At 47.9% G+C, this 22,918-nt stretch carries 19 protein-coding genes; 16 read left to right on the top strand and 3 right to left on the bottom strand.

Features of this window, described 5'->3' with window-relative positions; genetic code table 11:
* Positions 1-26: 26 nt before the first annotated feature.
* Genes AC2TF5_RS21960 through AC2TF5_RS21950 form a run of 3 tightly spaced genes read left to right on the top strand, consistent with a single transcriptional unit; the run spans position 27 to position 944 of the window.
* Positions 27-233, top strand: a complete 207-nt coding sequence (locus tag AC2TF5_RS21960; RefSeq protein WP_491299247.1) for a hypothetical protein — start codon at positions 27-29, stop codon at positions 231-233.
* Between the two features lie 30 nt (positions 234-263).
* Positions 264-782, top strand: coding sequence for a carbohydrate ABC transporter permease (locus AC2TF5_RS21955; RefSeq protein WP_491299246.1), 519 nt, complete (start codon positions 264-266; stop codon positions 780-782).
* A 9-nt stretch (positions 783-791) separates the two neighbouring features.
* Positions 792-944 carry a hypothetical protein gene (locus AC2TF5_RS21950; RefSeq protein WP_491299245.1) on the top strand — a complete coding sequence of 51 codons (153 nt, stop codon included), beginning with the start codon at positions 792-794 and terminating at the stop codon, positions 942-944.
* A 176-nt stretch (positions 945-1,120) separates the two neighbouring features.
* Here the strand turns inward: AC2TF5_RS21950 and AC2TF5_RS21945 are convergent, their stop codons facing one another.
* Positions 1,121-1,639, bottom strand: coding sequence for a YobA family protein (locus AC2TF5_RS21945; protein ID WP_491299244.1), 519 nt, complete (start codon positions 1,637-1,639; stop codon positions 1,121-1,123).
* Positions 1,640-1,900: 261 nt separating this feature from the next.
* Between AC2TF5_RS21945 and AC2TF5_RS21940 the strand changes: the two genes are divergently transcribed.
* The 5 genes from AC2TF5_RS21940 (at position 1,901) to AC2TF5_RS21920 (ending at position 8,427) form a co-directional block, all read left to right on the top strand.
* Positions 1,901-3,259 carry an FAD-dependent oxidoreductase gene (locus AC2TF5_RS21940; protein WP_491299243.1) on the top strand — a complete coding sequence of 453 codons (1,359 nt, stop codon included), beginning with the start codon at positions 1,901-1,903 and terminating at the stop codon, positions 3,257-3,259.
* 46 nt (positions 3,260-3,305) lie between these two features.
* Positions 3,306-4,598, top strand: coding sequence for a TRAP transporter large permease subunit (locus AC2TF5_RS21935; RefSeq protein ID WP_491299242.1), 1,293 nt, complete (start codon positions 3,306-3,308; stop codon positions 4,596-4,598).
* A gap of 74 nt (positions 4,599-4,672) precedes the next feature.
* Positions 4,673-6,820, top strand: coding sequence for a hydantoinase/oxoprolinase family protein (locus AC2TF5_RS21930; protein WP_491299241.1), 2,148 nt, complete (start codon positions 4,673-4,675; stop codon positions 6,818-6,820).
* Positions 6,821-6,837: 17 nt separating this feature from the next.
* The gene (locus AC2TF5_RS21925; RefSeq protein WP_491299240.1) at positions 6,838-7,494 is read left to right on the top strand and encodes a hypothetical protein; all 657 of its coding nucleotides are present in this window, start codon (positions 6,838-6,840) and stop codon (positions 7,492-7,494) included.
* A 72-nt stretch (positions 7,495-7,566) separates the two neighbouring features.
* On the top strand, positions 7,567-8,427 hold the full coding sequence (locus AC2TF5_RS21920) for a MurR/RpiR family transcriptional regulator (protein WP_208915482.1): 861 nt from the start codon (positions 7,567-7,569) through the stop codon (positions 8,425-8,427).
* Positions 8,428-8,534: 107 nt separating this feature from the next.
* Here the strand turns inward: AC2TF5_RS21920 and AC2TF5_RS21915 are convergent, their stop codons facing one another.
* Complete coding sequence (locus tag AC2TF5_RS21915) at positions 8,535-8,930, bottom strand: Loki-CTERM sorting domain-containing protein (RefSeq protein WP_491299239.1); 396 nt, start codon at positions 8,928-8,930, stop codon at positions 8,535-8,537.
* Positions 8,931-10,279: 1,349 nt separating this feature from the next.
* Here AC2TF5_RS21915 and AC2TF5_RS21910 point away from each other — a divergent pair.
* Both AC2TF5_RS21910 and AC2TF5_RS21905 read left to right on the top strand, forming a co-directional pair.
* Positions 10,280-10,939: an ABC transporter ATP-binding protein gene (locus AC2TF5_RS21910; protein ID WP_491302963.1), complete on the top strand. Its 660-nt coding sequence runs from the start codon at positions 10,280-10,282 to the stop codon at positions 10,937-10,939.
* Between the two features lie 12 nt (positions 10,940-10,951).
* The gene (locus tag AC2TF5_RS21905) at positions 10,952-14,263 is read left to right on the top strand and encodes an FtsX-like permease family protein (protein ID WP_491299238.1); all 3,312 of its coding nucleotides are present in this window, start codon (positions 10,952-10,954) and stop codon (positions 14,261-14,263) included.
* 438 nt (positions 14,264-14,701) lie between these two features.
* Here the strand turns inward: AC2TF5_RS21905 and AC2TF5_RS21900 are convergent, their stop codons facing one another.
* On the bottom strand, positions 14,702-15,748 hold the full coding sequence (locus tag AC2TF5_RS21900; protein WP_491299237.1) for a hypothetical protein: 1,047 nt from the start codon (positions 15,746-15,748) through the stop codon (positions 14,702-14,704).
* 321 nt (positions 15,749-16,069) lie between these two features.
* On the opposite strand from AC2TF5_RS21900, the gene AC2TF5_RS21895 reads away from it, so the two are divergent.
* The 6 genes from AC2TF5_RS21895 (at position 16,070) to AC2TF5_RS21870 (ending at position 22,916) form a co-directional block, all read left to right on the top strand.
* Positions 16,070-17,824, top strand: a complete 1,755-nt coding sequence (locus AC2TF5_RS21895; protein ID WP_491299236.1) for an ABC transporter ATP-binding protein — start codon at positions 16,070-16,072, stop codon at positions 17,822-17,824.
* The gene (locus AC2TF5_RS21890; RefSeq protein WP_491299235.1) at positions 17,805-19,661 is read left to right on the top strand and encodes an ABC transporter ATP-binding protein; all 1,857 of its coding nucleotides are present in this window, start codon (positions 17,805-17,807) and stop codon (positions 19,659-19,661) included. The genes AC2TF5_RS21895 and AC2TF5_RS21890 overlap by 20 nt, the downstream gene beginning before the upstream one ends.
* A 101-nt stretch (positions 19,662-19,762) precedes the next feature.
* Positions 19,763-20,092: a thioredoxin family protein gene (locus AC2TF5_RS21885; RefSeq protein ID WP_491299234.1), complete on the top strand. Its 330-nt coding sequence runs from the start codon at positions 19,763-19,765 to the stop codon at positions 20,090-20,092.
* Between the two features lie 204 nt (positions 20,093-20,296).
* Entirely contained in the window at positions 20,297-21,073 is a 777-nt protein-coding gene (locus AC2TF5_RS21880) for an ABC transporter permease (protein ID WP_491299233.1), read from the top strand.
* Positions 21,070-21,870 carry an ABC transporter permease gene (locus AC2TF5_RS21875; RefSeq protein ID WP_491299232.1) on the top strand — a complete coding sequence of 267 codons (801 nt, stop codon included), beginning with the start codon at positions 21,070-21,072 and terminating at the stop codon, positions 21,868-21,870. Before AC2TF5_RS21880 ends, AC2TF5_RS21875 begins: the two co-directional genes overlap by 4 nt.
* 14 nt (positions 21,871-21,884) lie before the next feature.
* Positions 21,885-22,916, top strand: a complete 1,032-nt coding sequence (locus AC2TF5_RS21870) for an ABC transporter ATP-binding protein (protein WP_491299231.1) — start codon at positions 21,885-21,887, stop codon at positions 22,914-22,916.
* The last annotated feature ends 2 nt before the right edge of the window (positions 22,917-22,918 follow it).

The following is a 22,918-nucleotide window of genomic DNA, read 5'->3' as shown; positions in this document are numbered from 1 at the left end:
GATGAAGGATAAGCACAAAGAAAAATATGAGCGGTAGTATCGGTCTGCCATTTGACGGTGACCCGAGAGCGGGTTACGGGATTATTGATTTTTGCTATGGGAATATTGCCGTCCAGCTCAGAAGGATAGCCTATGATACGGATAAGGCGATCGCGATCGCCAAAGAACGCGGAATGCCGGGCATTGCGCGCTACGGAAAGCCAGATATCCATATGACAGTAAAAAACAGCTGACTTAGGAGAAACGGTAAGGCAGGCCGTCTCATGATGACTCTGGGACTGTTGGTCTCGTCGTTCCGTCCGGCGGCGGATATTATGCAATCCGGCTGGTGGAACGTGTTTCCGCATCAGGAATGGAAAACAGCGGATACGATCAAGCTCTCCAAGGATATCGATCTCCGGGAACCGATTGAGGTGAACGGAAAGACCTACAATGATGAACAGTTAAAATCGGGTGTCTTGGCGGAAGACAGCCGTCTGATCTGGCAAAGCCGGCGCGCCCGTGAAATCAGCGTGCGCACGTACCTGGGAATATGGCTGGCGCATACCGCTTTTGGTCTGCCGCTCGTTACCTATTTCATGTACAACTTTATCAGCCAACTACCGAAGGATCTGTTCGAGTCGGCTTTCATGGACGGTGCGAACCATTTTACAATCTTTAGTAAACTGATTCTTCCGCTGTCTGTTCCGGCCCTTGCTTCCATTGGTATCTTTCAATTTCTGTGGGTATGGAACGACTATCTGGTGTCGCTTATTTTCATCGGTAACCAGCCGAGCGTGTAGGTGATGTCCATGAAAATCGCCGATCTGGTCGGTTCCCGCGGCAACGACTGGCATCTGCTTACCTCAGCCGCTTTTATATCGATGCTCATGCCGCTCGCCATCTTCTTCCTGCTGCAAAAGTATTTCGTGCGCGGATTGATGGGCGGTTCGGTAAAGGGCTGAAGGAATATGAGCGCGCCGAACGCGAAACATCAGATAAGCGGAAGCCTGTTTGCGCTCGGTAAATAGACCATGATCTTGGCGTTTATGCCCGCGATCATGGTCTATTTGTGTTGTGCAGCCATAAGCTTGTATGGATTAAACGTTTTCACGGAACGTCCTTTGTCTTGGTGGACCGTTCATTCCGAATCCTGTTTTTCATCTATAACCTGTACGTTCAATTCAGCTTTTCCTTGTTTGATATGAACAATCCAAATGTCCTTTTCAGCAACATAATTTACTGTTTTTATAACAGGAACCTCTGCGCTACTCATTCCTTGTGACGTCAAAGCTTTACGAATGACCTCTGGTTCGGTCAGGTTTGCGTGTTCTGGTTGACTGCTTGGCACAACAGAAACTTGGTTAGCTTTCGATTGTCCCGGGTAGGATTCCAGCACCATATCGTACCACACCTGCACCTTTTGGCCGATAGAAATGTCTTTTGGAGCATTCGAAAACCAAATCGCATTATAGAACTCTTTCACGCCGGCTGTCGAGCTGTAATCCTTCGGCACATTGCTCACGACCAGGATCTGGTCGTCCGCTTTCCCTACGACATATCCTTCCATCCCCGGTTCAACAGCAGTCGTATCCGGATTATAATCGATTAACGATAAGCTGAATAATAGCATGATTACAGTGATTATTAATTTATTCAATTGTTATGCCTCCCCGCTCTATGAAACCGATTTATAATATAAATCTAGCATTTCTACTGATATTGACGTCCTCTTTTTACAAAAAGTTGCTGTTCTGAAAAATAGTTCGTGCACCCCTTTATTCACGATGGAAAATGATTTTCTGAATTTCCGGATATTTAGAAAAATATTTTCCTGAAAGCATTTACATAATCCGAGTGCTCTGGTAATCTAAGGTCAAGAAATCATCATACATCATTACCAGAAGGAGCGAAGATGGAAATGGAGAGTATGCAAAAGTATGACGTTGTCGTAATGGGCGGAGGCATTTCCGGGGCGATGGCCGCGGTTGCGGCATCCAGCTCAGGGGCAAAGACATTGATTGTTGAATCCCACGGGTTTTTGGGAGGGACGCTTACCGCGAACGGCGTCGGTCCGATGATGACCTTTCATGCGGGGGAGAAGCTAGCGATACAGGGATATACAAATCAGTTAATTGAGCGCTTGAAGAAGCTGGGTAAATCACCGGGACATATTTTTGATACCGTCGGGTTTACGTATTCAGTAACTCCATTTGATGCGGAGGCCATGAAACATGAACTTGAGCTGATGGTAACCGAGAGCGGCGGAGAGATTTTATACCACACGATGCTGGCAGGAGTGAAGACAGAGAATGGCCGGATCGTTAGCATAACGGTGTGCAACAAGTCGGGGCTGAGCGAAATTCAAGGCTCCGTATTTATCGACGGTACGGGAGATGGAGATTTGTCTGTCGGAGCAGGTGCGGAGTTTACGAAGGGCAGAGAGTCTGACGGGGCGATGCAGCCGATGACTTTGAAGATGAAAATGTACAATGTGGACATTTCGAAGGTTAAAGAATACATCCACAGTCATCCCGATGATTTCCCGTTGTACAACGGAGATACATCGATCATTGAGAAATCACCTCGACTGTCGGTTGGCGGGTTTGACAGTCTGTTCAAGGAAGCCAAGGCGAAGGGTGAAATCTCCATCCCGCGGGAAAATATCCTTTTCTTTGAGACAAATAATCCGGGTGAAGTCATCATGAACACGACCCGAATACTGGGTCATGACGCAACGGATGCGATGAGCCTGAGCCAGGCGGAGATGGTAGGTCGTAAACAATGTCGTGAGCTTGAACTGTTTGTTCGGAAGTACATTCCAGGATTTGAGAACGCTGTCGTAGAATCGACTGGTCCGAGCATCGGTGTGCGCGGTTCCCGGCAGATTAAGGGAGTGTACACACTGACGGTTGAAGATTTGATGGAGCAGCGGTTGTTCGAGGATACCATTGCCCATTCAGGTTACCCTGTTGATATTCACAGTCCGGACGGGGAAGGAACGAAGCACCAGAAGCTGGAATGGGGCGGTATGTACAGCATTCCTTACTCCTGTATGATAACAGAGTCCGTAAGGAACCTAATCGTAATCGGACGTTGTATCTCGGCAACATTTGAAGCACAGTCCGCGATGAGAACGACACCAACAACAGGTGCTATCGGGCACGCCGGGGGTGTAGCGGCTGCGATAGCTGCCAAGAGTGGAGTTGACGTTCAGGATGTCAATATCAAAGAAGTGCAGCAGAGTCTTAAAGAGCAGGGCGCTTATCTGGAAATATAGTTATAACTCGTTATAAGCAGTAACCATATTGAGAGGGGATATTAAAGTGACAACTTTAATGTGGTTTCAAGCCATCGGCATTTTACTCGTCTTCCTGATCTTTGTAGGATTGATGATGACTCGGAAACTTCCGACAATTCTGGCTTTGCCTTTAATGGCTGTATTGTTTGCGGTCATTGCGGGCGTTCCTTGGATGTCAGATGATCCGGAAACAGCTACGATAGCCAAAACAATCTTATCAGCCGGCTCCATGAGACTGTCCGGTGCGATTGCAGGCCTCGTGTTTGGTGCCTGGTTCGGACAGATTTTGAACAAAGTCGGTATTACTAAATCGATTATACGTAAAGCAGCTGAACTTGCCGGTGACAAACCGGTTCTGATCGCAGTCTTGTTCTTTGCGACCGCATCGATTATATTCTCCGCAGCAGGCGGACTCGGTATGGTCATCTTGGTAGGTACGATCGTTATTCCGATCATGCTTACCGCAGGTATTTCCCAGTTTGTTGCTTCAATCGTAGTCATTTCGGCTGTCGGGGTGGGGGCTCTGTTTAACGTCTCCAACTGGGCCGTGTATGTGGACGTTCTTGGTCTCTCCGTTGCAGAGATTGCTGACTACACACTCGTAGCGGCTCTGCCACTTATATTTATTTCACTAGCCATGATTATTTTCTACATTAAAAGAGACGGCAAAGGCCGCAAGGCATGGGCTATGCCAAATGCGACTGGCGGAGAAGGAAAGAAAGTTCCAACGATCGCACTCATCAGCCCGATTGTTCCGGTTGTTCTCGTATTTGCCTTTAAGCTTGATATCGTACCAGCGGTTGTTATTGGCGCCCTGGTAACTATTTTGCTAACATGGCCTAAGCGTCCAGTTCACGTACTATCCAGTGCGCTGGTGGAAGGGATTCAGGACATTGCTGGAGCGATGGCGCTGATGATCGGTATCGGTATTCTCTTGAACTCTGTTATGGCGCCACAGGTGTCGTCGCTCATCTCGCCTCTGATTGAAGCGGTTCTGCCGACGAACCCAATCATGTACGTTCTCTTCTTTACTCTCTTGTCACCACTCGCTATTTATCGTGGACCGCTGAACGTATGGGGCCTCGGAAGTGGTATCGCTGCCTTGTTCGTATCGGCTGGTATGACTCCGATTGCTGCGATGCTTGCGCTGCGTGTAGTGAGTAACGTGCAAGCGGTTTCTGACCCAACAAACTCGCACAACGTGTGGGTTGCAGACTTTACGAAGAGTGACATTAACGAAATTTTGAAAAAGACACTGCCTTGGATGATGGTTGCCGTACTCATTTCGATGCTGATCGGATCATTCATGGTCTTTTAAATCCGGCACATGGATTCGGGCGGGGCGTTGCATAGTATGTGCGAACCCCGCCTGTTACTTCAGGAGGGAGAACAATGGAGAGAAAAAAAGTAAGGGTAGGCATTGATGTCGGGGGCACGTTTACGGACGCGGCTGTTATTGATAATGAAACTTATGAAGTTATAGAGAAAATGAAAATTCCGACCACTCACCACGATGAAGACGGCGTAGCTAAAGGGATCGTACAAATTTTGAATAAAATTTTGGCGAGCCGGGGAATTCTGCCAGATGATGTAGCGTTTATCGCTCACGGAACAACGCAAGCAACAAATGCGCTGCTGGAGGGGGACGTGGCATCTGTTGGTATTATCGGAATGGGTTCAGGCCTCGATGGTCTCAGCGCACGCTCGGAGTCCAACCCGGGTGATATCGAGCTCGCTCCAGGAAAGTATTTGAAGACTTACCATACGTATGTGGACTCCAAGGAATTAAAGGATGACCAGATCGAAACGGCAATCGATGAACTTGTGAAGCAGGGGGCCGAAGTGATTGTGGCTTCCGAAGCCTACAGCGTAGACGACCCTGCGAACGAGCTGCGCGTTGTGGAAATTGCTAACCGTAAAGGAATTTATGCAACTGGCGGACATGAAATTTCCCAGCTTTATGGACTTAAGACGCGGACAAGAACAGCGGTCGTGAACGCTTCACTCATACCGAAAATGATGGAGACAGCAAATATGACGGAGAAGTCCGTCAAAAACGCCGACATTAAATCACAGCTCATGATCATGCGTTGTGATGGCGGGGTTATGAGTATTGATGAGGTACGCAAGCGGCCGATTTTGACGATGCTGTCCGGGCTAGCGGCCGGGGTGGCCGGTGCGCTCATGTATGAGAAAATCTCGGATGGGATTTTCTTTGAAGTTGGCGGTACCAGCGTCGATATATCCGTGATCAAGAACGGTAAAGTTATGATCAAGAATGCTCAGGTAGGTGGACACCGGACTTACCTTCAATCGCTTGACGTGCGTACGCTTGGTATTGCGGGGGGCAGCATGATCAAAGTGGCGGGCGGCAAGATCACCGATGTAGGCCCGCGAAGCGCGCACATTGCCGGCAAGGAATATGAGGCTTTCGCAAAGACGGAGGATATTGTAAATCCCAAGGTGAAGTTCGTTAGTCCTCGGCAGGGTGACCCAGCAGAATACATTATCCTTGAGAGCGAGAACGGTAATGATTACTCTTATACATTGTCCGGGGCAGCCAACATTCTTGGCTATATTCCGGAAGGCGATTATGCACAAGGGAATAAGGAAGCGGCGGTAAAGGCTTGGGAAGCGCTCGCTGCCCATGTCGGACTGAGTGTGGAAGAAGCCGCCAGACAGGTCATGAACATCGCAATCGATAAAACGATGAAGACAGTTAATGAAATGATCGAGGATTATGAACTGGACCGTTCGTTTGTTACGCTGGTAGGTGGCGGAGGTAGTGGTGCGGTTCTTGTTCCTGCGATGGCGGAGCGAGAAAACATGAAGAGCAAGATTGCCAACAATGCTCCGTACGTGTCTACGATCGGTGTGGCTCTAGCGATGGTGAAGGAACAGCTGGAACGGACGGTTGTGAATCCGACGGAAGAGGATATTAAGCGAATCCGGGCCGAAATTATGGAGCGTATCGTTAAATCAGGTGCAAGCGAAGCTACGGTTGAGGTTACGATCGAGATTGACAGCCAGAAAAACATTTTGCGCGCTGTCGCTACAGGTTCGACCGAGCTCCGTTCGAAAGATTTAGGCAGTGAGGCGATGTCTGATTCCGAGATGGTTGTCATCGCAGCCAAATCTGTGGATCAGCCGCTCGAATCGACGAAGCTTACTGCAAGAAGTGGCCGCTGGAGTCTTTTTGCAAGTGAAAATGTGAAGAAGTCGTTCTTCGGATTGATTAAGAAGAAGTCCAATGCGGTAAGCGTTCTGGACCGGGAAGGCGTTGTGCGTTTCAAGAAGGCCAACGTGCAGTATACGAAGCTTACCAAGTCTCAGTTTCAGAGTACGCTGGGTGATTTTTTGGACGATAACACGATCTATTCGGATGCGAATGCAACGATTCCAAAGGTGTTTGTATTTTATAAGGAAAAAATGCTGGATTTGACAGGGATGCAGACGAAAGAGCAGCTCATGTCGATTCTGGAGATCGAGACGGAAATGTTGCGCGGAGAAGATGAAATGATCGTAATTGCTTATCAGTAGGAAAGGGGCGGGAAGGGATGACGGTTCGTGAAGGGATACTATCTGACGAGATTATGGCATGTGCGGAGCTGGAACAAGATCCTCTTTTTCATAAAATACCGAAGGACAAGATCCCGTACTATGTATCAACGTCGCTTGCCAGAGGCAAAGAGGCAGCAGCGCCGTATATTGGAAGGAATATCCGAGAGCTGTGCCAGGCCGAAGGCCTTCGCTATGAAATCACGAACCGTTCAGGAACCTTCCACAACGTATCGTTTCGCGCACAGATCGATTTTGCCAAGAAAACGCCGGAAATTATCGTGTACTCTGCATCCTTGGCGGGAATGAGGCAGGCCTATCAAGAGGTGGTGGGTACGGATGCCGAGGGTACGGAGCTGGATAGACTGATTGATATCCATCTGGCACACGAGTTCTATCACTACCTAGAATATAAAGCGGGGAAATTCACGAATGAAGAGCTTGAACCCATTGAGGTATTCAGGTTGGGGCAATTCTTTGTGAAGCGCTCAAGTGTAGTAAAAACCAGCGAGATTGCAGCACATGCTTTTTGCAAGGAAATGATAGGGCTTCCCTGTCTGCCGAATGTGCTTGATTATGTCTACCTGATCCAGAGCAATACGCTCTCCGAGGGACAATTCGGGCAGAAGATAAACTCTTGGGAGTCCTGGATGTAGCTTTATCAATACCTTACTCGGTGTGATATAATGGATTGTGCTAGTTCCATAGGTAGATCAGGAGGAGGTATCATGTCTTCACAGGTTCCGGCTGTCATAGCAAAAATAGTATCGCAAACGCAAAAATTAACATACGGGGAAAATCAGATTGCTAACTTTGTTATCCATAACCCCGAATTTATTACACGGAACACCATTACCGCCATCGCGAATGAGATCGGTGTATCGGAGACAAGCATCAACCGCTTTTGTAAAAAGGTTGGGTTTAAGGGGTTTAACGATTTCAAAATTGCTTTTGCCCAGGATGCGTTCTACCGGGATATGCAGGCGAAGAAAAAAGAGAGACGGGAGATCAACGCAATTGATGCCCTGGCTCTGGACTATAATGAACTGATCGTAAACACCTCGGCGCTTATTACGGAAGAACAGCTGAACCGGGTGGTTGAGCTGTTGAAAGGTGCACGGAGGATTTTTTTGGTCGGCCTGTTCGATTCCTTTCTGGCGGCGATTGCGTTAAAGAACCGGCTGGCGATTATCGGCATTATGTCCGAAGCGATCAGTGATAGCCGGGCGATGAAGATTGCCGCTTCCCAGTGCAGCTCGGAAGATGTGATGATTGCGTTCTCACGTTCAGGATCAACGAAGGAGATTATCGACGCGGTATCTATCGCGCAGGTCAATCAGGCCAAGACGATTGCAATTACCTGTTACGATTCGTCGCCGATTACGGAGAATGCCGTTGTCGACATTATCGTGCCGGATAAGATCTCCGTCAGCAACAGTGCGCTGATGTCCAACCATATCACGTTCCTGTTCGTTGTGGATCTGATCATGAATATATTCATTTCCTCGGACAAGAAGTATTTGAAGAAAAAGCTGGATAGCGAAGCGATTCTGGCGAGCGATCAATCGATAACGAATTATTTCTTATAACTTAAGAAGGGGGTGTCCCAAAAGGTCTATTGACCTGGGACCCCCCTTTGTCTGTTGTAAGACGCTGCGTGTACGAATCGTTCCTCATGTGTTTTTTATTAAGCAACTTAAAGTTTTATTTGCGAAGGTTTCATCACAACTCTCAAAAAAAACAAAGGATAAATTAATAAATATAAATTAAAGCCCCACCAGAAAACATCAAAATCGCCAGCGAAGGCCCAAAAAGCAATGGCTTGCAAACCAGAGCAAAACGTCAATACCAAAGATATTAACGCCCAAGACTGCCAGGTAGAACGATTTTTCTTATAAAGATACAAGCTGCTTAGACCAGTAATCGAAATTAATATATCTAGCGGGAAGAAGGACCAATTCCAATCTACCAGAATAGGATTATTGTAATCCTTGAAGGCCCATGACTCTGGAATAATCTTAAGATACGTTACAATCCAGTAAATAATAAACCCGATATCTGTAACTAGAAAAAACGGTTTTAGAAATTTCATGCTACCTCCAAAGTAGGTTAAATAATTTGATTAATCATTCGGTTTTTGAGCAACCAATGACTGATCAAAAAGGAAAAAATCAAGGTGCAGACAGTTACAATAGCAACCTTTATCACTAGATGGACAGATACTGTCCTTAAGGCAAGTTGTAGACTGACAATGACCGGAGCATGGATAAAATAAATGAATTTTATTTTCCAATCAATGGTTACGATAAGCTACCGTCCCTAACCAAAACAGCACAAGATATTGAGGAAAATATCCTAAAAAGAAGTCATGGATGTACAGTTGGTTAGTGGAGAAAACAAGCCTCGTCAAAAAGTTAAGTTTGCAAGGTAATGGTCCCGTTCAAAATTCTGGATCCGCAGGAGGAAGCTCCATAACGTTGCGACGCCTCAAGCGAGGCTTGAACAATTCTTGGATCTCCTGATACCCTAAAACATCTTACAATAAAAACCATTATTCTACTACACCGAAAGTATTTTTATTCCAAAAAAATAAAAGTTAAAAATATGTCTGTCTATAATAAATGTACGCGCCTATAAGGATTTCCATCTCTCCATGACGATGCTGAACGCATTAATTTACATACATAATCTCCTTTATTAGGGATATGAGTCTACTAATAAAGAATTAGAAAAACTTCAACGGAGAAGGCGGAATTATTCTGGAGAAACGTAAGTGGTCGCCCGAAAGCTTTCCACAGGAAAGCTCGCATCGGAAGCATAGACTGTCACCGGATTTTAACGATTATATAAATACATAAAAAAATCTGGGGGCAACAACGATTGGAAGAATAATCCGCATTCGTAGTGATGCTCAGACTAACAATCTTTAGTTCAACTTATGTAGATATGAATCTACTAACATAAACGTATTACATACAATATTTGCTTTACAGGGATTATTTAAGTTTGAATATTCAATAGAGGCTCAATCTTATAATCAGTTCTTGACATAAAAAGCAAAGTAGCGGAGGGGATGGAATCGATTTGAAGAAGCGAAGCGTTCGCCTTTGTCCCCGAATTTCATCCACTTTAAAAGTTGATTCATAAGGAATTTGGGGACAACAGCGATCGTAAGAACGATCCATACACGTAGCGGCTTCATTGCTTAATGAAAGCACTGATTTTGGATTTGAGCCTCAATAGACATTCTAAATTTATATCCAAAATCAAAACATTGTGTGACCATGCCGGTTTCAAAGGCTTCTCTGTTTTTATTGGTCGATGTTTTTTGTTACACTTGGTTACAAGTTGAAGTTAAGAGAAAGCCAGAGGAGCAATCGCCAGAAGGGAGTGGGTAGAGTGGCATTTGTGTCTATTAAAAATGAATATAAACGTTATCAGATGGGGGAGACCACCATTGTAGCGAATGACGGGATTGATTTTGAGATTGAAAAAGGGGAGTTCGCCATTATTGTAGGTCCCAGCGGCGCGGGCAAATCTACGGTACTGAATATATTGGGAGGCATGGATACGGCAGATGAAGGGCAGGTTCTGGTGGACGGAACAGATATAGCCCGGTTTAACAGCAAAGAGCTTACCGGATACCGACGAACGGATGTCGGATTTGTGTTTCAGTTTTACAATTTGGTGCCGAACCTTACGACAAAAGAAAATGTTGAACTCGCTTCCCAGATTTCCCCACGTGCTTTAGATGCGGAGCAGGTACTAATAGATGTCGGGCTGGGAGAGCGTCTAAACAATTTTCCGGCACAGCTCTCCGGCGGAGAACAGCAGCGAGTGGCGATCGCGAGAGCACTTGCCAAGCAGCCCAAGCTGCTCTTGTGTGATGAGCCGACTGGAGCACTGGACTATAACACAGGTAAGCAGGTACTGAAGCTGCTACAGGATACATGCCGGAATACCGGAACGACAGTTATCGTTATTACACATAACTCGGCAATCGCGCCTATGGCTGACCGGGTCATCGAGATCAACAACGCAAAGGTCCGGAAAATCGTGCAGAACCCGAATCCGGTCTCAGTCGACCACATCGAATGGTAAGGGGCTAATTACTTGAAAAAAAGAGCATTATGGAGCGATATTTTCCGGGAAATATGGCGGACCAAGGCGCGGTTTTTGTCCATTTTTGCCATTATCATGCTCGGTGTCGGTTTTTTCGCAGGGATTAAAGCTACTGGCCCCGACATGTTGAATACTGCAGAACATTATTATAAAGAGCTTCGATTGATGGATTTGAAGGTGCAATCTACATATGGCCTGCGGGAAAAGGATATCGCTACCCTTGAACAGGTCCCAGGTGTATCGGAGGTGCAGCCTGGTTACAGCTCGGATGTCTTCTTAGGTGATAGCGGACTTATTGCAAAAGTATTTTCCAATCAGCAAGACAATCATCTTAACCGGTATAAAGTAATGTCAGGTAGATTGCCACAATCATCCGGTGAAATTGCCCTCGATGATAACGGTAAGTTGGGAAGCCTTTATAAGCTGGGTGATACGATTACCTTTACGAATCCGGACCCTGAGGCGGATCTGAAGGATACGTTCGGCAAGGTGAGTTATAAGGTAGTCGGAACCGTCAGAAGCCCTATGTTCATAGGGAATATGGGGCGTGGGAACAGCAGCATTGGCAAGGGAACGGCGGATGCTTTCGTAGTCGTTCCCCAGGAAGATTTCAATCTGCCCGTGTATACCGAAGCTTATATAGACTTTAAGGATACAACAGATCTTGCACCATATACGCCCGAATATGACGATCTTATTGAGAAGGATAAAGAGCAGGTGGAGCAAGCGCTCAAGGGACAACCTGAGGAGCGTTTGAAGGAAATTCGGGATGAGGGGCAGGAGAAGCTGGATGAAGCCCAGCTAAAAATCGATGATGCCAAGCAGCAGCTGGCTGATGCTCAGCAGGAGCTTGCGGATGCCAAAGCTAAACTGGATGATGGACGCCGAAGCTATCAGGAAGGCGTAGATAAGCTGCAATCGGAGCTGGCGAGCGGACAAGCGAAGCTGGATTCGGCGGCTAGAGAAATCGAAAAGGGCAAGGCAGATTTGGAGCGTAACCGAAAGCGTATCGCCGATGGACAAGCTCAGATCAAGTCAGGCCAAGCTAAGTTAGATGCCCAAAAGAAAACTTCCGAGCCTCAGCTGGCACAAGGGCAAGAGCTGGTGAAATCACTGAAGCAGATTGCGAAGATGCCGCCCGATTCGATACCTGCGGAACAGAAGCAGCAGCTTATTGCCGCTTCGGGAGCGGCGAATGCGGGGTTAGGGCAGGCCGTCACCGGATATTTGAACGGTGCGGTGGATGCCACAACATTAAACGGTGCGACTGCCTCTTTTGAGCAGGGACTAAATCAGGGGGCTCAGAAGCTTCGATCCGCGCAGCAGGAGCTGGACACCCGAAAGCAACAGCTGGAAGAAGGACAGGCTCAGCTTCGTACTGGCGAACGTGAACTGGCGCAAGGCGAGGCAGAGCTTAAACAAGGTCAATCAGATCTTGCAATAGCTAGACAGCAGGGAGAAGAGAAGCTGGCTTTAGCTAAGGCGGAGCTGGATCAAGGGCAAGCCGAATATGATAAAGGACTTGCTACTTATGAGGAAGAGAAGCAGAAGGCCGACCGTAAAATCGCTGACGGGCAAAAGGATTTGGCTGAGGGACAAAAAGAGCTGAATGAACTCGAGCGTCCCAAGACATATGTGTTTGACCGCAGCATCAATCCGGGATACACCGAGTATAGTGATAACGCGGACCGTCTGGCGTCTATCGCAACCGCATTTCCTGTATTCTTTTTCCTGATTGCAGCATTGGTCAGTCTGACAACGATGACACGTATGGTGGAGGAGCAGAGGCTGCAGATTGGAACACTGAAAGCGCTCGGATATAACAACAGAGATATTATGAAAAAATTTCTGGTGTACGCCACATTAGCTAGTGTTATGGCAACCGCCGCTGGATTGGCTATAGGGTATACCCTCTTTCCGAATATTATCTTTGACGCTTACGGTGCTTTATACAACTTGCCGAGTATACGGACAAGCTTCTATACGAGCTACAGTGTTATATCGGTTGTCGTTGCGCTGCTGTGCACAACGATGACTGCGCTTATTGTGGCAAGAGTGGAGCTTCGTAGCAATGCTTCCGTACTCATGCGGCCGAGAGCGCCGAAGAGCGGTCAGCGTATACTACTGGAACGGATAGGTTTTATATGGAAGCGCCTTGGATTTACAGGGAAAGTAACAGCGCGCAATCTATTCCGTTATAAACAGCGTATGTTTATGACCGTATGTGGTGTGGCAGGCTGTACCGCACTTATCCTGACAGGTTTTGGCCTGAAGGATTCGATTGGGGATATTGCGCCGCTGCAGTTCGGAAAAATTATGAAATATAATGCGATAGTCGCTTTTCAGGATGATAGTAGCGAGCAGTTGAAGCAGGATTATGACAAGTTGATCGATCAAACGCCGGAACTGACAGGTGTGCTGAACGTAACGCAGGATGCGATGAAGGTATCGGCTAAGGGTGTCAACAGTCAGGATGTAACACTGTTTGTTCCAGAATCACCGGATAAGCTGAGCGATTTTGTGACGCTGAAGGAAAGGAAGTCGGACAAGAGTGTACCGCTGTCTGATCAAGGGGCTGTAGTATCGGAAAAGCTGGCCAGACTATACGATGTGAAAATCGGAGATATGCTGACCATCCAAAACAACAACAATGATCCATTTGAGGTTAAGATAGCAGGTATAACGGAGAACTATGCCATGCACTATCTGTATATGACGCCTGCTTACTATGAATCGGTCTTTGGTAAGGAACCGAAAGTAAACACACAGCTGTTGACTTACAAGGATACCCGTTCGGAATGGGAGGATGCTTTCGGCGAAAAGCTGACCGCAAACAAACGGGTTGGCATGGTGAGTTTTACGAGCGGGGTAAGCAGCGCTTTTGAAGACACTATGGACAGTATGAATGTTGTTGTGGTCGTGCTTATCATATCTGCAGCAGCTTTGGCTTTTGTTGTATTGTACAACCTGACCAACATTAATGTGTCGGAGCGGATTCGAGAGCTGTCCACCATTAAAGTGCTGGGCTTTTACGATAATGAAGTTACCATGTACATCTACCGGGAGAATATGATTCTGACCGTGCTCGGCATAATCGCAGGCAATTTCCTCGGGATATGGCTTCACGGGTTCGTGCTGCAAACGGCTGAGGTGGATGCCATGATGTTCAGTAGAACTATCGAGTGGATGAGTTATGGTTATGCTGCCGCGTTGACTCTGCTGTTCTCGGGTATCGTAATGCTGTCCATGCATTACAAGCTGAAACGCATCGATATGATTGAAGCGTTGAAATCGGTGGAGTAGGATTGTTGTATTTCCCATTGGAATGAGATAATTTAAATGTATCTTCACTTTTCGAAGGAGGCGTTTTTGTATGATCGAGATGGACATATCACAACTCTATATTAACGCCCCCAACAAGGAACGGATTTCTTGGATCAAGACCTCTGCCTCCTCAAAAAGGCGCAGTGAGACAGAAAAGGTTTTGCTGATGCGTAGCACCCGAAACCAATTCCTTAGGGCCGTGGAGAAGGGCAAAATTGTCATCCATAGTAAGACAGAATGGACTCTGAATAAATGAGGTGACAGGATGTCAGAAATATGAGGGCAGGAGGATCCTCAGCTGCTACAGAAATTGAATGAAACGATAGAGTGGGTTGTTCAAAATAAATCATAGCTAGCTATGATTTCAAATGAATAATAGAAGACGGGCTCCGCATGAACCGCGGAGCCCGTCTTCTATTATTTTATTAACTGCCGGAACGCCCGGTTCAGAATATGGGTCATCTGCATCATTTCTTTTTTAGTGTTATAAATGCCGGTTAACAGCATTTCTCGCTCGATTTGATGCTTGAATTCCAGAAACATTTCTTGCGCTTTGATCAAGATATCTATGGTTACAGCCTGATCGCGGTTGTCGTCTGATTTCAGGTAATGAATGAGGTTTATCACCTTGACGATGTTTAGAGCAACAGCCTCTTGTGGAATCTGGCTCAGTATTTTACCAACGGTACCCCCGGAGACCACACCGAGCAGACTGCTGCCGCCGACAAGCACAGTCATTCCGCCCACCATCCCGACGCCTGCAGCAATCGATCCGCCGCCGAGCATTGTGAGACCTGTTGTCGTGGCCGCAGCACCGGAAAGACCAAGCAATCCTCCAACAGCGGGCGCGATGACGGGCAGGGTGAGTACAGCAGCAATCGATCCGACACCCACAAGGCCAGTGATGCCCCATTTGGGCATTTTTCCGCCTTCATCTTTAATATCTTTAAAAAACTTCTCCGTATCTTTATAAACTTTTTTGCCCCATGGGCCGAACCCGCACAGGTGGGAGATTTTATCGATATGAGCTTCAAAGTTGGTTTCCTCGCCGGCATCTTTGAAGTGATCCATATCGTAATAGATCGGTGTATGTATGACTTCTTGCATGATGAGAAACAGCTGTATCCGGCCTTCGGCCGTTGCGCTGAAATCGTTTATCAGCTGCTCAATTGCAGCATCCCTAAGAATTTCCGGCAGCGAGATCAAGTTTTTGGCTTCCCAGTACGCCTTCCATTCTTCTTTTTTACGGATTCGTTCAAGCATCTTGGAGGCTGCATGGTTCTTATGTGCCTTGTTCAGTGAGTGAAAGATACCGTTCTTTTGCGCGATATTCTGCTGTTTTTCTTCAATAACTCTGAGTCCATGATATTCATACGCGAGATCTTCATCCATTCGAAATTGAACCAACTTCTGGATCAAGGTGTATCCATCTTCATTTAATGTGAATGTCTGCGGTAGGTTCATTGCATCATCTTCTTTCCGAGTTGCTATCTACTATATCGAAGAAATAGAGGCGAAAATTTAGCTCCCTGCCCGGTGCTGCTGCAATTTTCCAATAAAAAACCTTCTCTCTCCGCAAGAAAGAGTAAGAAGCTTGTTATCAAAGCTAACGCTTTGATAACATAAAATTGGAGATAACATAAATTTGAAATTTCCTTATCTAACCGATTAAGGTGGAAAAATACGTTATAATATACATATTAGCAGTGGAACGAACTAGTAATGCTACTAAAGAGGCCTTCGCTTGAACGTGCAGCATCAGGGCCAACAGTCGGAGGTATGTGAATGGGTATAGTCTTTTCCTTTTTAAAGAAGTACCGAGTTGCCGCAATAGCGGCTCTTACGATGATGCTGATTGAGCTTTCGCTGGAATTGGTCCAGCCGCTCATCATTTCCAAAATTATTGATGACGGCATACAGCAGGAGAATTTGTCGGTTGTATGGATGTGGGGAGGCATACTGACGTTTAGTGCGCTGATCGCATTCGGGGCGGGAGTTGCGAGTTCTTTTTTCGCCGCACATACGAGCCAGGGGCTCGGATACGATATGCGGGACAGGCTGTATGACAAGGTGCAGTCTTTTTCATACTCAGTGTTTAACCGTTTTGCGACCTCGTCTTTGATTACGCGGCTGACTGGGGACGTTACGCAAATCCAGGATACGGTGTTTATGGGGCTGCGGTTTATGACCCGGGTGCCACTTGTGGTGACTGGAAGCATTATTATGGCGCTTGTAGTCAACGTCCGTTTGGGAGTGTGGCTTGTGCTGACGGTACCCGCGCTGTTTATTTTTATCGCCTGGGTTATGAAAAAAGCGGCCGTCTCTTTTCGTAATGTGCAGCAGCGGCTTGATGCGGTGAACGGCGTTATTCAGGAAAACTTGACGGGAATCCGGCTCATTCGCGTTTTTGTCCGGATGGGACACGAGATCAAACGCTTTGCTAATTCCTCGGAGCGTCTAATGAAAGGGACGGTATCCACGCTGCGGATGACAGAGCGGACGATGCCTTTTATACTGATCGTCATGAATGCGGCGATTATGGCGGTATTGTGGTTTGGCCGAAAAGATATCATCTCCGGCAGCGCTTCAATTGGCGAAGTGGTTGCCGTACTGAACTATACTTTGCGTTGTATAGGTGCCATGTCGGCTTTATCCGGTCTGGTCATGGTGCTGTCACGAGCACGTGCGTCGGCGCAGCGTGTAGAGGAGGTTTTGGATACGGAGAATGATGCCTATGAGAACCAGATGTCTGGACCAGAGGCGGGAAAGGTTGGAGCAAAGCCTGTTCAAGGCTCGGTAAAATTCGATAACGTTAGCTTTAGCTACCCGGGCAGTGATATCGCGGTGCTTACTGACATATCGTTCCAAGCTCGCCCCGGTGAGCGAATCGCAATTATGGGCGCGACTGGCTCTGGAAAATCTTCAGTCGTTCAGTTGATTCCGCGATTATACGAGGAAGATTCTGGAGTTGTCTACATAGACGGAGGGGAGGCCAGTGAGCTGGATCCTGAGCGGCTCCGTAAAAGTATCGGCTACGTTCCGCAAGAAGTGCTGCTGTTCTCGGGAACGGTAAGGGACAATATCGCTTGGGGCAGAGAAGACGCGAGCATGGATGAAATTGTAGACGCTGCCAAAAGAGCGCAAATTCATGAGACGATTGAACGTCTTCCGAAAGGGTATGAAACGATGCTTGGCCAGCGGGGCGTGAATTTGTCCGGAGGCCAAAAACAGCGTCTGTCGATTGCGAGGGCACTCGTGCGCAAGCCTGCCATTTTGATTCTTGATGACAGTACAAGCGCTTTGGATGTGCGGACGGAAGGAGCCCTTCTGGACGCGTTAAAAGATCTTTCATGCACGACTTTCCTCATAACACAGAAGATCAGTTCTACCACAACGGCGGATCTGATTTTGCTGCTGGATGACGGACGTTTAATTGCACAAGGAAATCATGAAGCGCTGATGACAGACTCCTCGCTGTATCGCCGCATTTATGAGTCTCAATACGGGGAGGAGGCACAACATGTTCAAAACATTCACTGAACCGTTCCGTCACCCGAGGCCGAAGTTTGAGCTGGGGGAAGGCAAAGGCATATTCAGTCGGAAGTCTGGCGCCAAAGCAAAAAATTGGTCGGCCACACTGGGAAGGATATGGTCATATCTGGCAAGTAGGAAGGGCAAGCTTTCCCTTGTCCTGCTTATGGTAATGCTCAGTTCGGGACTGGCGCTTTTGGGGCCGTATTTGATTGGTGTTGCCGTGGATGAATTTTTGGGGGACGCTAGCAAAACCGGGGGATCCGCCGGGCCTTCATGGATATATTTTTTGATCGGACTCGCGGTTGTATATGTGCTTCAGGCGCTTACCACCTGGCTTCACAACATATGGATGATTGGGATCGCACAAGAAACGGTGTACCGGATGCGAATGGATCTGTTTTCACATCTGCACCGGCTCCCGATCCCGTTCTATGGAAAAAGACAGCAGGGCGAAATTATGAGCCGCCTGACTAATGATATCGAAAATGTAAGCTCCACGCTGAACAGCTCTGCGATTCAGATCTTCTCCAGTGTGCTGACACTGGTCGGCACGCTGTCGGTCATGCTATGGCTTAGTCCGCTGCTGACGCTGCTCACGTTTCTGGTGGTACCGCTTATGGCCCTCGGTATGCGCTGGATTACGCGCCGCACAGGTCCGCTCTTCAAGGAACGGCAGCGCAACTTAGGGGAGCTGAACGGTTACATCGAAGAGACGCTCTCCGGGCAGCGCATTATTAAAGCCTTCTCTCAAGAGGATCGGGTTATCCGCGAGTTCGGGGAACGTAATGCCAAGATCCGTATGTCCGGCTTTTGGGCACAGACGATTTCGGGCTTCATTCCAAAGTTAATGAATGGTTTGAACAACCTTAGCTTTGCAATTGTAGCCGGTATTGGCGGTATTATGGCCATTAAGGGCTATATCACGATTGGAGTTATCATTATTTTTGAGAGCTATGCAAGGCAGTTCACAAGACCGCTGAATGATCTGGCGAACCAGTGGAATACGCTGCTGTCTGCCATCGCAGGGGCAGAGCGGGTATTCGAAGTGCTCGATGAAGAGGTCGAGGCCAAAGATGAAGGTGCTGCTGTAAAGCTCGCAAGCGTGAAGGGGGCCGTCTCCTTCAAAGACGTCTCGTTTTCGTATGAAAAAGACGGCGACACGCTGGAAGGTATCACATTTGAGGCGAAACCCGGAGAGATGATCGCCTTGGTCGGACCGACAGGAGCAGGCAAAACTACATTAATTCAGCTGCTGTCACGGTTCTATGATCCGGATGGCGGGATCATTACGCTGGACGGACGTGATTTGTCGTCCATCCAGCGGGAGAGTCTGCGATCTCATATGGCATTCGTATTGCAGGATTCATTTCTGTTTGAAGGAACGATCCGGGACAATATCCGTTTCGGACGGCTTGATGCAAGTGATGAGGAAGTCGAAGAGGCCGCAAAGCTTGCCAATGCACACTCTTTTATCATGCGTCTGAATGATGGGTACGATAAGGTGCTCAAGCAGGGAGGAAGTGGAATCAGCCAAGGCCAGAAGCAGCTGCTCGCTATTGCCCGGGCAATTCTTGCCAATCCTTCTATGCTTGTGCTGGATGAAGCGACCAGCAGCATTGATACCGTGACAGAAATCAAGATTCAAGAGGGATTGCAGCGTCTTATGAAAGGAAGAACGAGCTTTGTTATCGCGCACCGACTGAACACGATCCGCCAAGCGGACCGAATATTGGTGCTTAAAGAAGGACGGCTGCTGGAGCAGGGATCGCATGATGAGCTCCTTCAGCAAGGTGGATTCTATAGCGAGCTGTACCACAGTCAATTGAAGCGGGCTGCCATGTGAAGTTAGCTTGAGAGTTGTATATTTAACTTCAAAGCCACCGTTGATAAAGGCGCTATGAGGCCGTTTCAACGGTGCTTTAAGTTTATCTGGAACGGAGGTGGATGAATTTGCGGCAAATGAGATCGTCAAGTGAAATAAATCAGGTGACCGAGAACGAACCGCTCGTCCTGCTCATCATTAAAACGGGTCAATGCGGTGTGTGCGAATCTGTGGAGGCTAAGGTTTCCCTTATGCTAGAGTCCCGGCCTGATGTGACCGGCATTTACGTATATATGGAGGACGCTCCTGATGTGGCCTCAGCGTATTTGGCACTTTCCGCACCGACGGTACTGCTGTTTTACGAGGGGAAGGAAGTATACCGTATCGCTCGTTTTGTCCGCTTTGACGAGCTGGATCATGTGTTGTCACAGTACGAGGAATTGCTTAAATAGCAGGGGTTATAATATAACGCCGGATGGACAGGATAGGTTCCTGTTTCCGGCGTTTTTTGTTAGGTACGTTTTTATAAATGACATCGGTTGCAAAAAATAGGTTGCCACTTGTGGAATGATTTGGTATGCTATTGTCCTTCTCTCATTTTCGCCTTGTCTGAAGTGGGCGGGTCCGCCGTCCAAACAACTTATCGGAGGTGTCACATGCTTTATTTCACGCTGGCTTCCAAAGCCTATGCCCGGAATTTACAATACCGGGGTGCGCACATGGTTCACAACATTGCGAGTGCTATGTTTGGTTTCATGTACGCCTGTATCTGGATCGGTCTCGGAGCCGACTACACGCTTGGAGAGTACGGAACGCAGGGAATGGTGAGTTACATCGCTTTTACCCAATCTGCACTATGGGTCTCCAGTTTCATCACGAATGGTCTCGGCATCCCTCAATCCGTCAGGACGGGTCATATCTCACTTGACCTGATGCGTCCTGTGCACTTGTTTAGTCATTTGATGGCCAGGGAGTGGGGGCAGATTGCCTATCAGTTCGTGTACAAGTCCATTCCGATCTATGTGGTGTATTACTTCGCTTTTTCACTCTCTCTCCCGGAACAAGCTATTTCTCTTCTTTACGCAGCCATTGCTTTGGCTGGAGCCGCCTATCTGTCCATTTGCATTAATTACCTGATCGGCGCGTCCGCTTTGTGGACAACGGAATCTTCATGGCTATATTGGGGTAATCATGCCATGATCAACCTGCTCGCGGGCTTTTTCATTCCGATTGAATGGCTGCCGGACTGGCTGGAACGTATCGCCTGGCTGTCGCCGTATCCTTACCTGCTGTATGTCCCAACACGATTCTATCTTGGTTTAGGTAGCGTTTCCGCCTTATGGGGAACGTTGTTTTGGTGTCTGCTGCTGACGCTTGCCTGCTTGCTGATAACTGGGTTTTTACGTCGAAAGGTGGAGGTGCAGGGGGGATGACGATAAAATCAATGATTTCCTTGTACGGTATGCTGATTCGTACGAGTATTAAAAGTCGCATGCAGTATAAGTTCAACTTTATTCTCGCCTCATTTCTGGCCGCGCTCATTCAAATTTCCGAATTTCTGATGGTAGCCATCGTGCTGCATAAATTCGGTGCTATTCAAGGCTGGTCCATGTATGAAGTCGGCTATTTGTTTGCAGTGATGACCCTATCCAAGACGGTGTACCGGACTTTTGCAGATGAAGTGCATCATCTCGAAAAATATCTTGTTACCGGAGAGCTCGACCAGCTCTTGACCCGGCCGATGCCGGTGTTACTAGCACTGATGCCGCAAAATTTTCGCATTATGCTCGGTGAAGTTCTTCAAGGCGGGTTTCTGCTGGCGTGGTCCCTCGGCGGCATGATCGCTAGCGGACAGGTGGGCTGGATCGCTGTCCCGCAAACCTTGTTTATTATCGGCACGGGGGCGGTGATCTTGTTCTCGATCGGGCTTGCAACTGCAACATGCGGCTTTTGGACGACTCGGATCAGCGAACTGCAGACCATTACGGAGGATGCCGCAGGCACGGCAGTCCGTTATCCGCTCAGTCTGTATCCGAAATGGATGTCAACCATTCTGCTCGTTGTCATTCCTATCGGGTTCGTTAACTATGTTCCATCCCTTTACATATTGCGTGGTGAGCTCGGACCCTGGGTATTTATCGCCACGGCAGCAGCCGCGGGGGTTTGTTTGGCCTTAAGTTTAAGATTTTGGAAATTCGGCATGACCAAATACCAAAGTGCTGGAAGTTAAAGGAGGAGTGAACGATGATTGAAGTTCGGGACATACGCAAGGAGTTTAAAACGCCTGTTGTCAAGGAGGGTCGCTTCTCCGGTCTGAGGACCCTCTTCACAAGGGAATACAAGACGAAGGAGGCCGTGCGCGGCATCAGCTTTCAAGTGGAGCAAGGGGAGTTCCTTGGATATATCGGGCCTAATGGAGCCGGGAAATCCACGACGATCAAAATGCTATCAGGTATCTTGCACCCGACATCGGGCGAAGTGCTAATAAGCGGAATGAATCCGCATAAGGAACGCCGTCGCGTTGTGAAAAACCTGGGGGTCGTGTTCGGTCAACGGAGTCAGCTGTGGTGGGACCTGCCAGTTAAAGATTCTTACGATATTCTGGCTAAAATGTACGAAGTGAGCGAAACGGATAAGAAGCGGAGACTCCATCAGTTTTCCGAGCTACTGGAGCTGCACACATTCTGGGAAACGCCAGTGCGCAAGCTGTCGCTTGGGCAGCGCATGCGCGCGGACCTCGCCGCAGCCATGCTGCATGACCCGGATCTCTTGTTCCTGGATGAGCCGACGATCGGCCTGGATGTGAATGCTAAACGGAGTATCCGCGAGTTTCTGACGAAGTTGAACAAGGATTTTGGCAAGACTGTACTGCTCACAACACATGACATGGACGATATCGAGCAGCTGTGTAGCCGCGTCATGGTCATCAACAACGGAGAGCTGACGTATGACGGGACGATTCAATCGCTCCGGGATACGATCGGGCTGCCAACTCTGATCACCGTTACCTACCGCGGCGTTTTTCAAGTACCGGATCAGTACGGAATGGGAAGCCAGACTATATGGAATCCGAGTCCATCCGGGACGGTGACCGCTGAACGGGCACAAGCCGCGATCCGTATCGTAAACGTTGCGGGAAGCACGGTTACAGTGGAGGCCAACCGCCGAGAGATCAATACGCTGGAAGTGATGAAGGAGCTCGGCAGTTGGGGGGAGCTGGACGACATTGATATGAAAGATCCGGATTTTGAGGATGTCATTCATAAGGTGTACTGATA

The sequence above is a fragment of the Paenibacillus sp. JNUCC 34 genome (genome assembly GCF_058269055.1).
Note: the sequence above shows the minus strand (reverse complement) of the source record. Positions and strands in the feature narration are given on the sequence as shown.

Excerpts from the sequence above, each read along its gene's own strand:
- AC2TF5_RS21925 (WP_491299240.1), top strand. The coding sequence starts at position 6,838 with ATGACGGTTCGTGAAGGGATACTATCTGACGAGATTATGGCATGTGCG.
- AC2TF5_RS21880 (WP_491299233.1), top strand. The coding sequence starts at position 20,297 with ATGCTTTATTTCACGCTGGCTTCCAAAGCCTATGCCCGGAATTTACAA.
- AC2TF5_RS21890 (WP_491299235.1), top strand. The coding sequence starts at position 17,805 with ATGTTCAAAACATTCACTGAACCGTTCCGTCACCCGAGGCCGAAGTTT.
- AC2TF5_RS21940 (WP_491299243.1), top strand. The coding sequence starts at position 1,901 with ATGGAGAGTATGCAAAAGTATGACGTTGTCGTAATGGGCGGAGGCATT.
- AC2TF5_RS21885 (WP_491299234.1), top strand. The coding sequence starts at position 19,763 with ATGAATTTGCGGCAAATGAGATCGTCAAGTGAAATAAATCAGGTGACC.
- AC2TF5_RS21920 (WP_208915482.1), top strand. The coding sequence starts at position 7,567 with ATGTCTTCACAGGTTCCGGCTGTCATAGCAAAAATAGTATCGCAAACG.
- AC2TF5_RS21875 (WP_491299232.1), top strand. The coding sequence starts at position 21,070 with ATGACGATAAAATCAATGATTTCCTTGTACGGTATGCTGATTCGTACG.
- AC2TF5_RS21870 (WP_491299231.1), top strand. The coding sequence starts at position 21,885 with ATGATTGAAGTTCGGGACATACGCAAGGAGTTTAAAACGCCTGTTGTC.
- AC2TF5_RS21950 (WP_491299245.1), top strand. The coding sequence starts at position 792 with ATGAAAATCGCCGATCTGGTCGGTTCCCGCGGCAACGACTGGCATCTG.
- AC2TF5_RS21930 (WP_491299241.1), top strand. The coding sequence starts at position 4,673 with ATGGAGAGAAAAAAAGTAAGGGTAGGCATTGATGTCGGGGGCACGTTT.
- AC2TF5_RS21900 (WP_491299237.1), bottom strand. The coding sequence starts at position 15,748 with ATGAACCTACCGCAGACATTCACATTAAATGAAGATGGATACACCTTG.
- AC2TF5_RS21895 (WP_491299236.1), top strand. The coding sequence starts at position 16,070 with ATGGGTATAGTCTTTTCCTTTTTAAAGAAGTACCGAGTTGCCGCAATA.
- AC2TF5_RS21960 (WP_491299247.1), top strand. The coding sequence starts at position 27 with ATGAGCGGTAGTATCGGTCTGCCATTTGACGGTGACCCGAGAGCGGGT.
- AC2TF5_RS21915 (WP_491299239.1), bottom strand. The coding sequence starts at position 8,930 with ATGAAATTTCTAAAACCGTTTTTTCTAGTTACAGATATCGGGTTTATT.
- AC2TF5_RS21910 (WP_491302963.1), top strand. The coding sequence starts at position 10,280 with ATGGGGGAGACCACCATTGTAGCGAATGACGGGATTGATTTTGAGATT.
- AC2TF5_RS21955 (WP_491299246.1), top strand. The coding sequence starts at position 264 with ATGATGACTCTGGGACTGTTGGTCTCGTCGTTCCGTCCGGCGGCGGAT.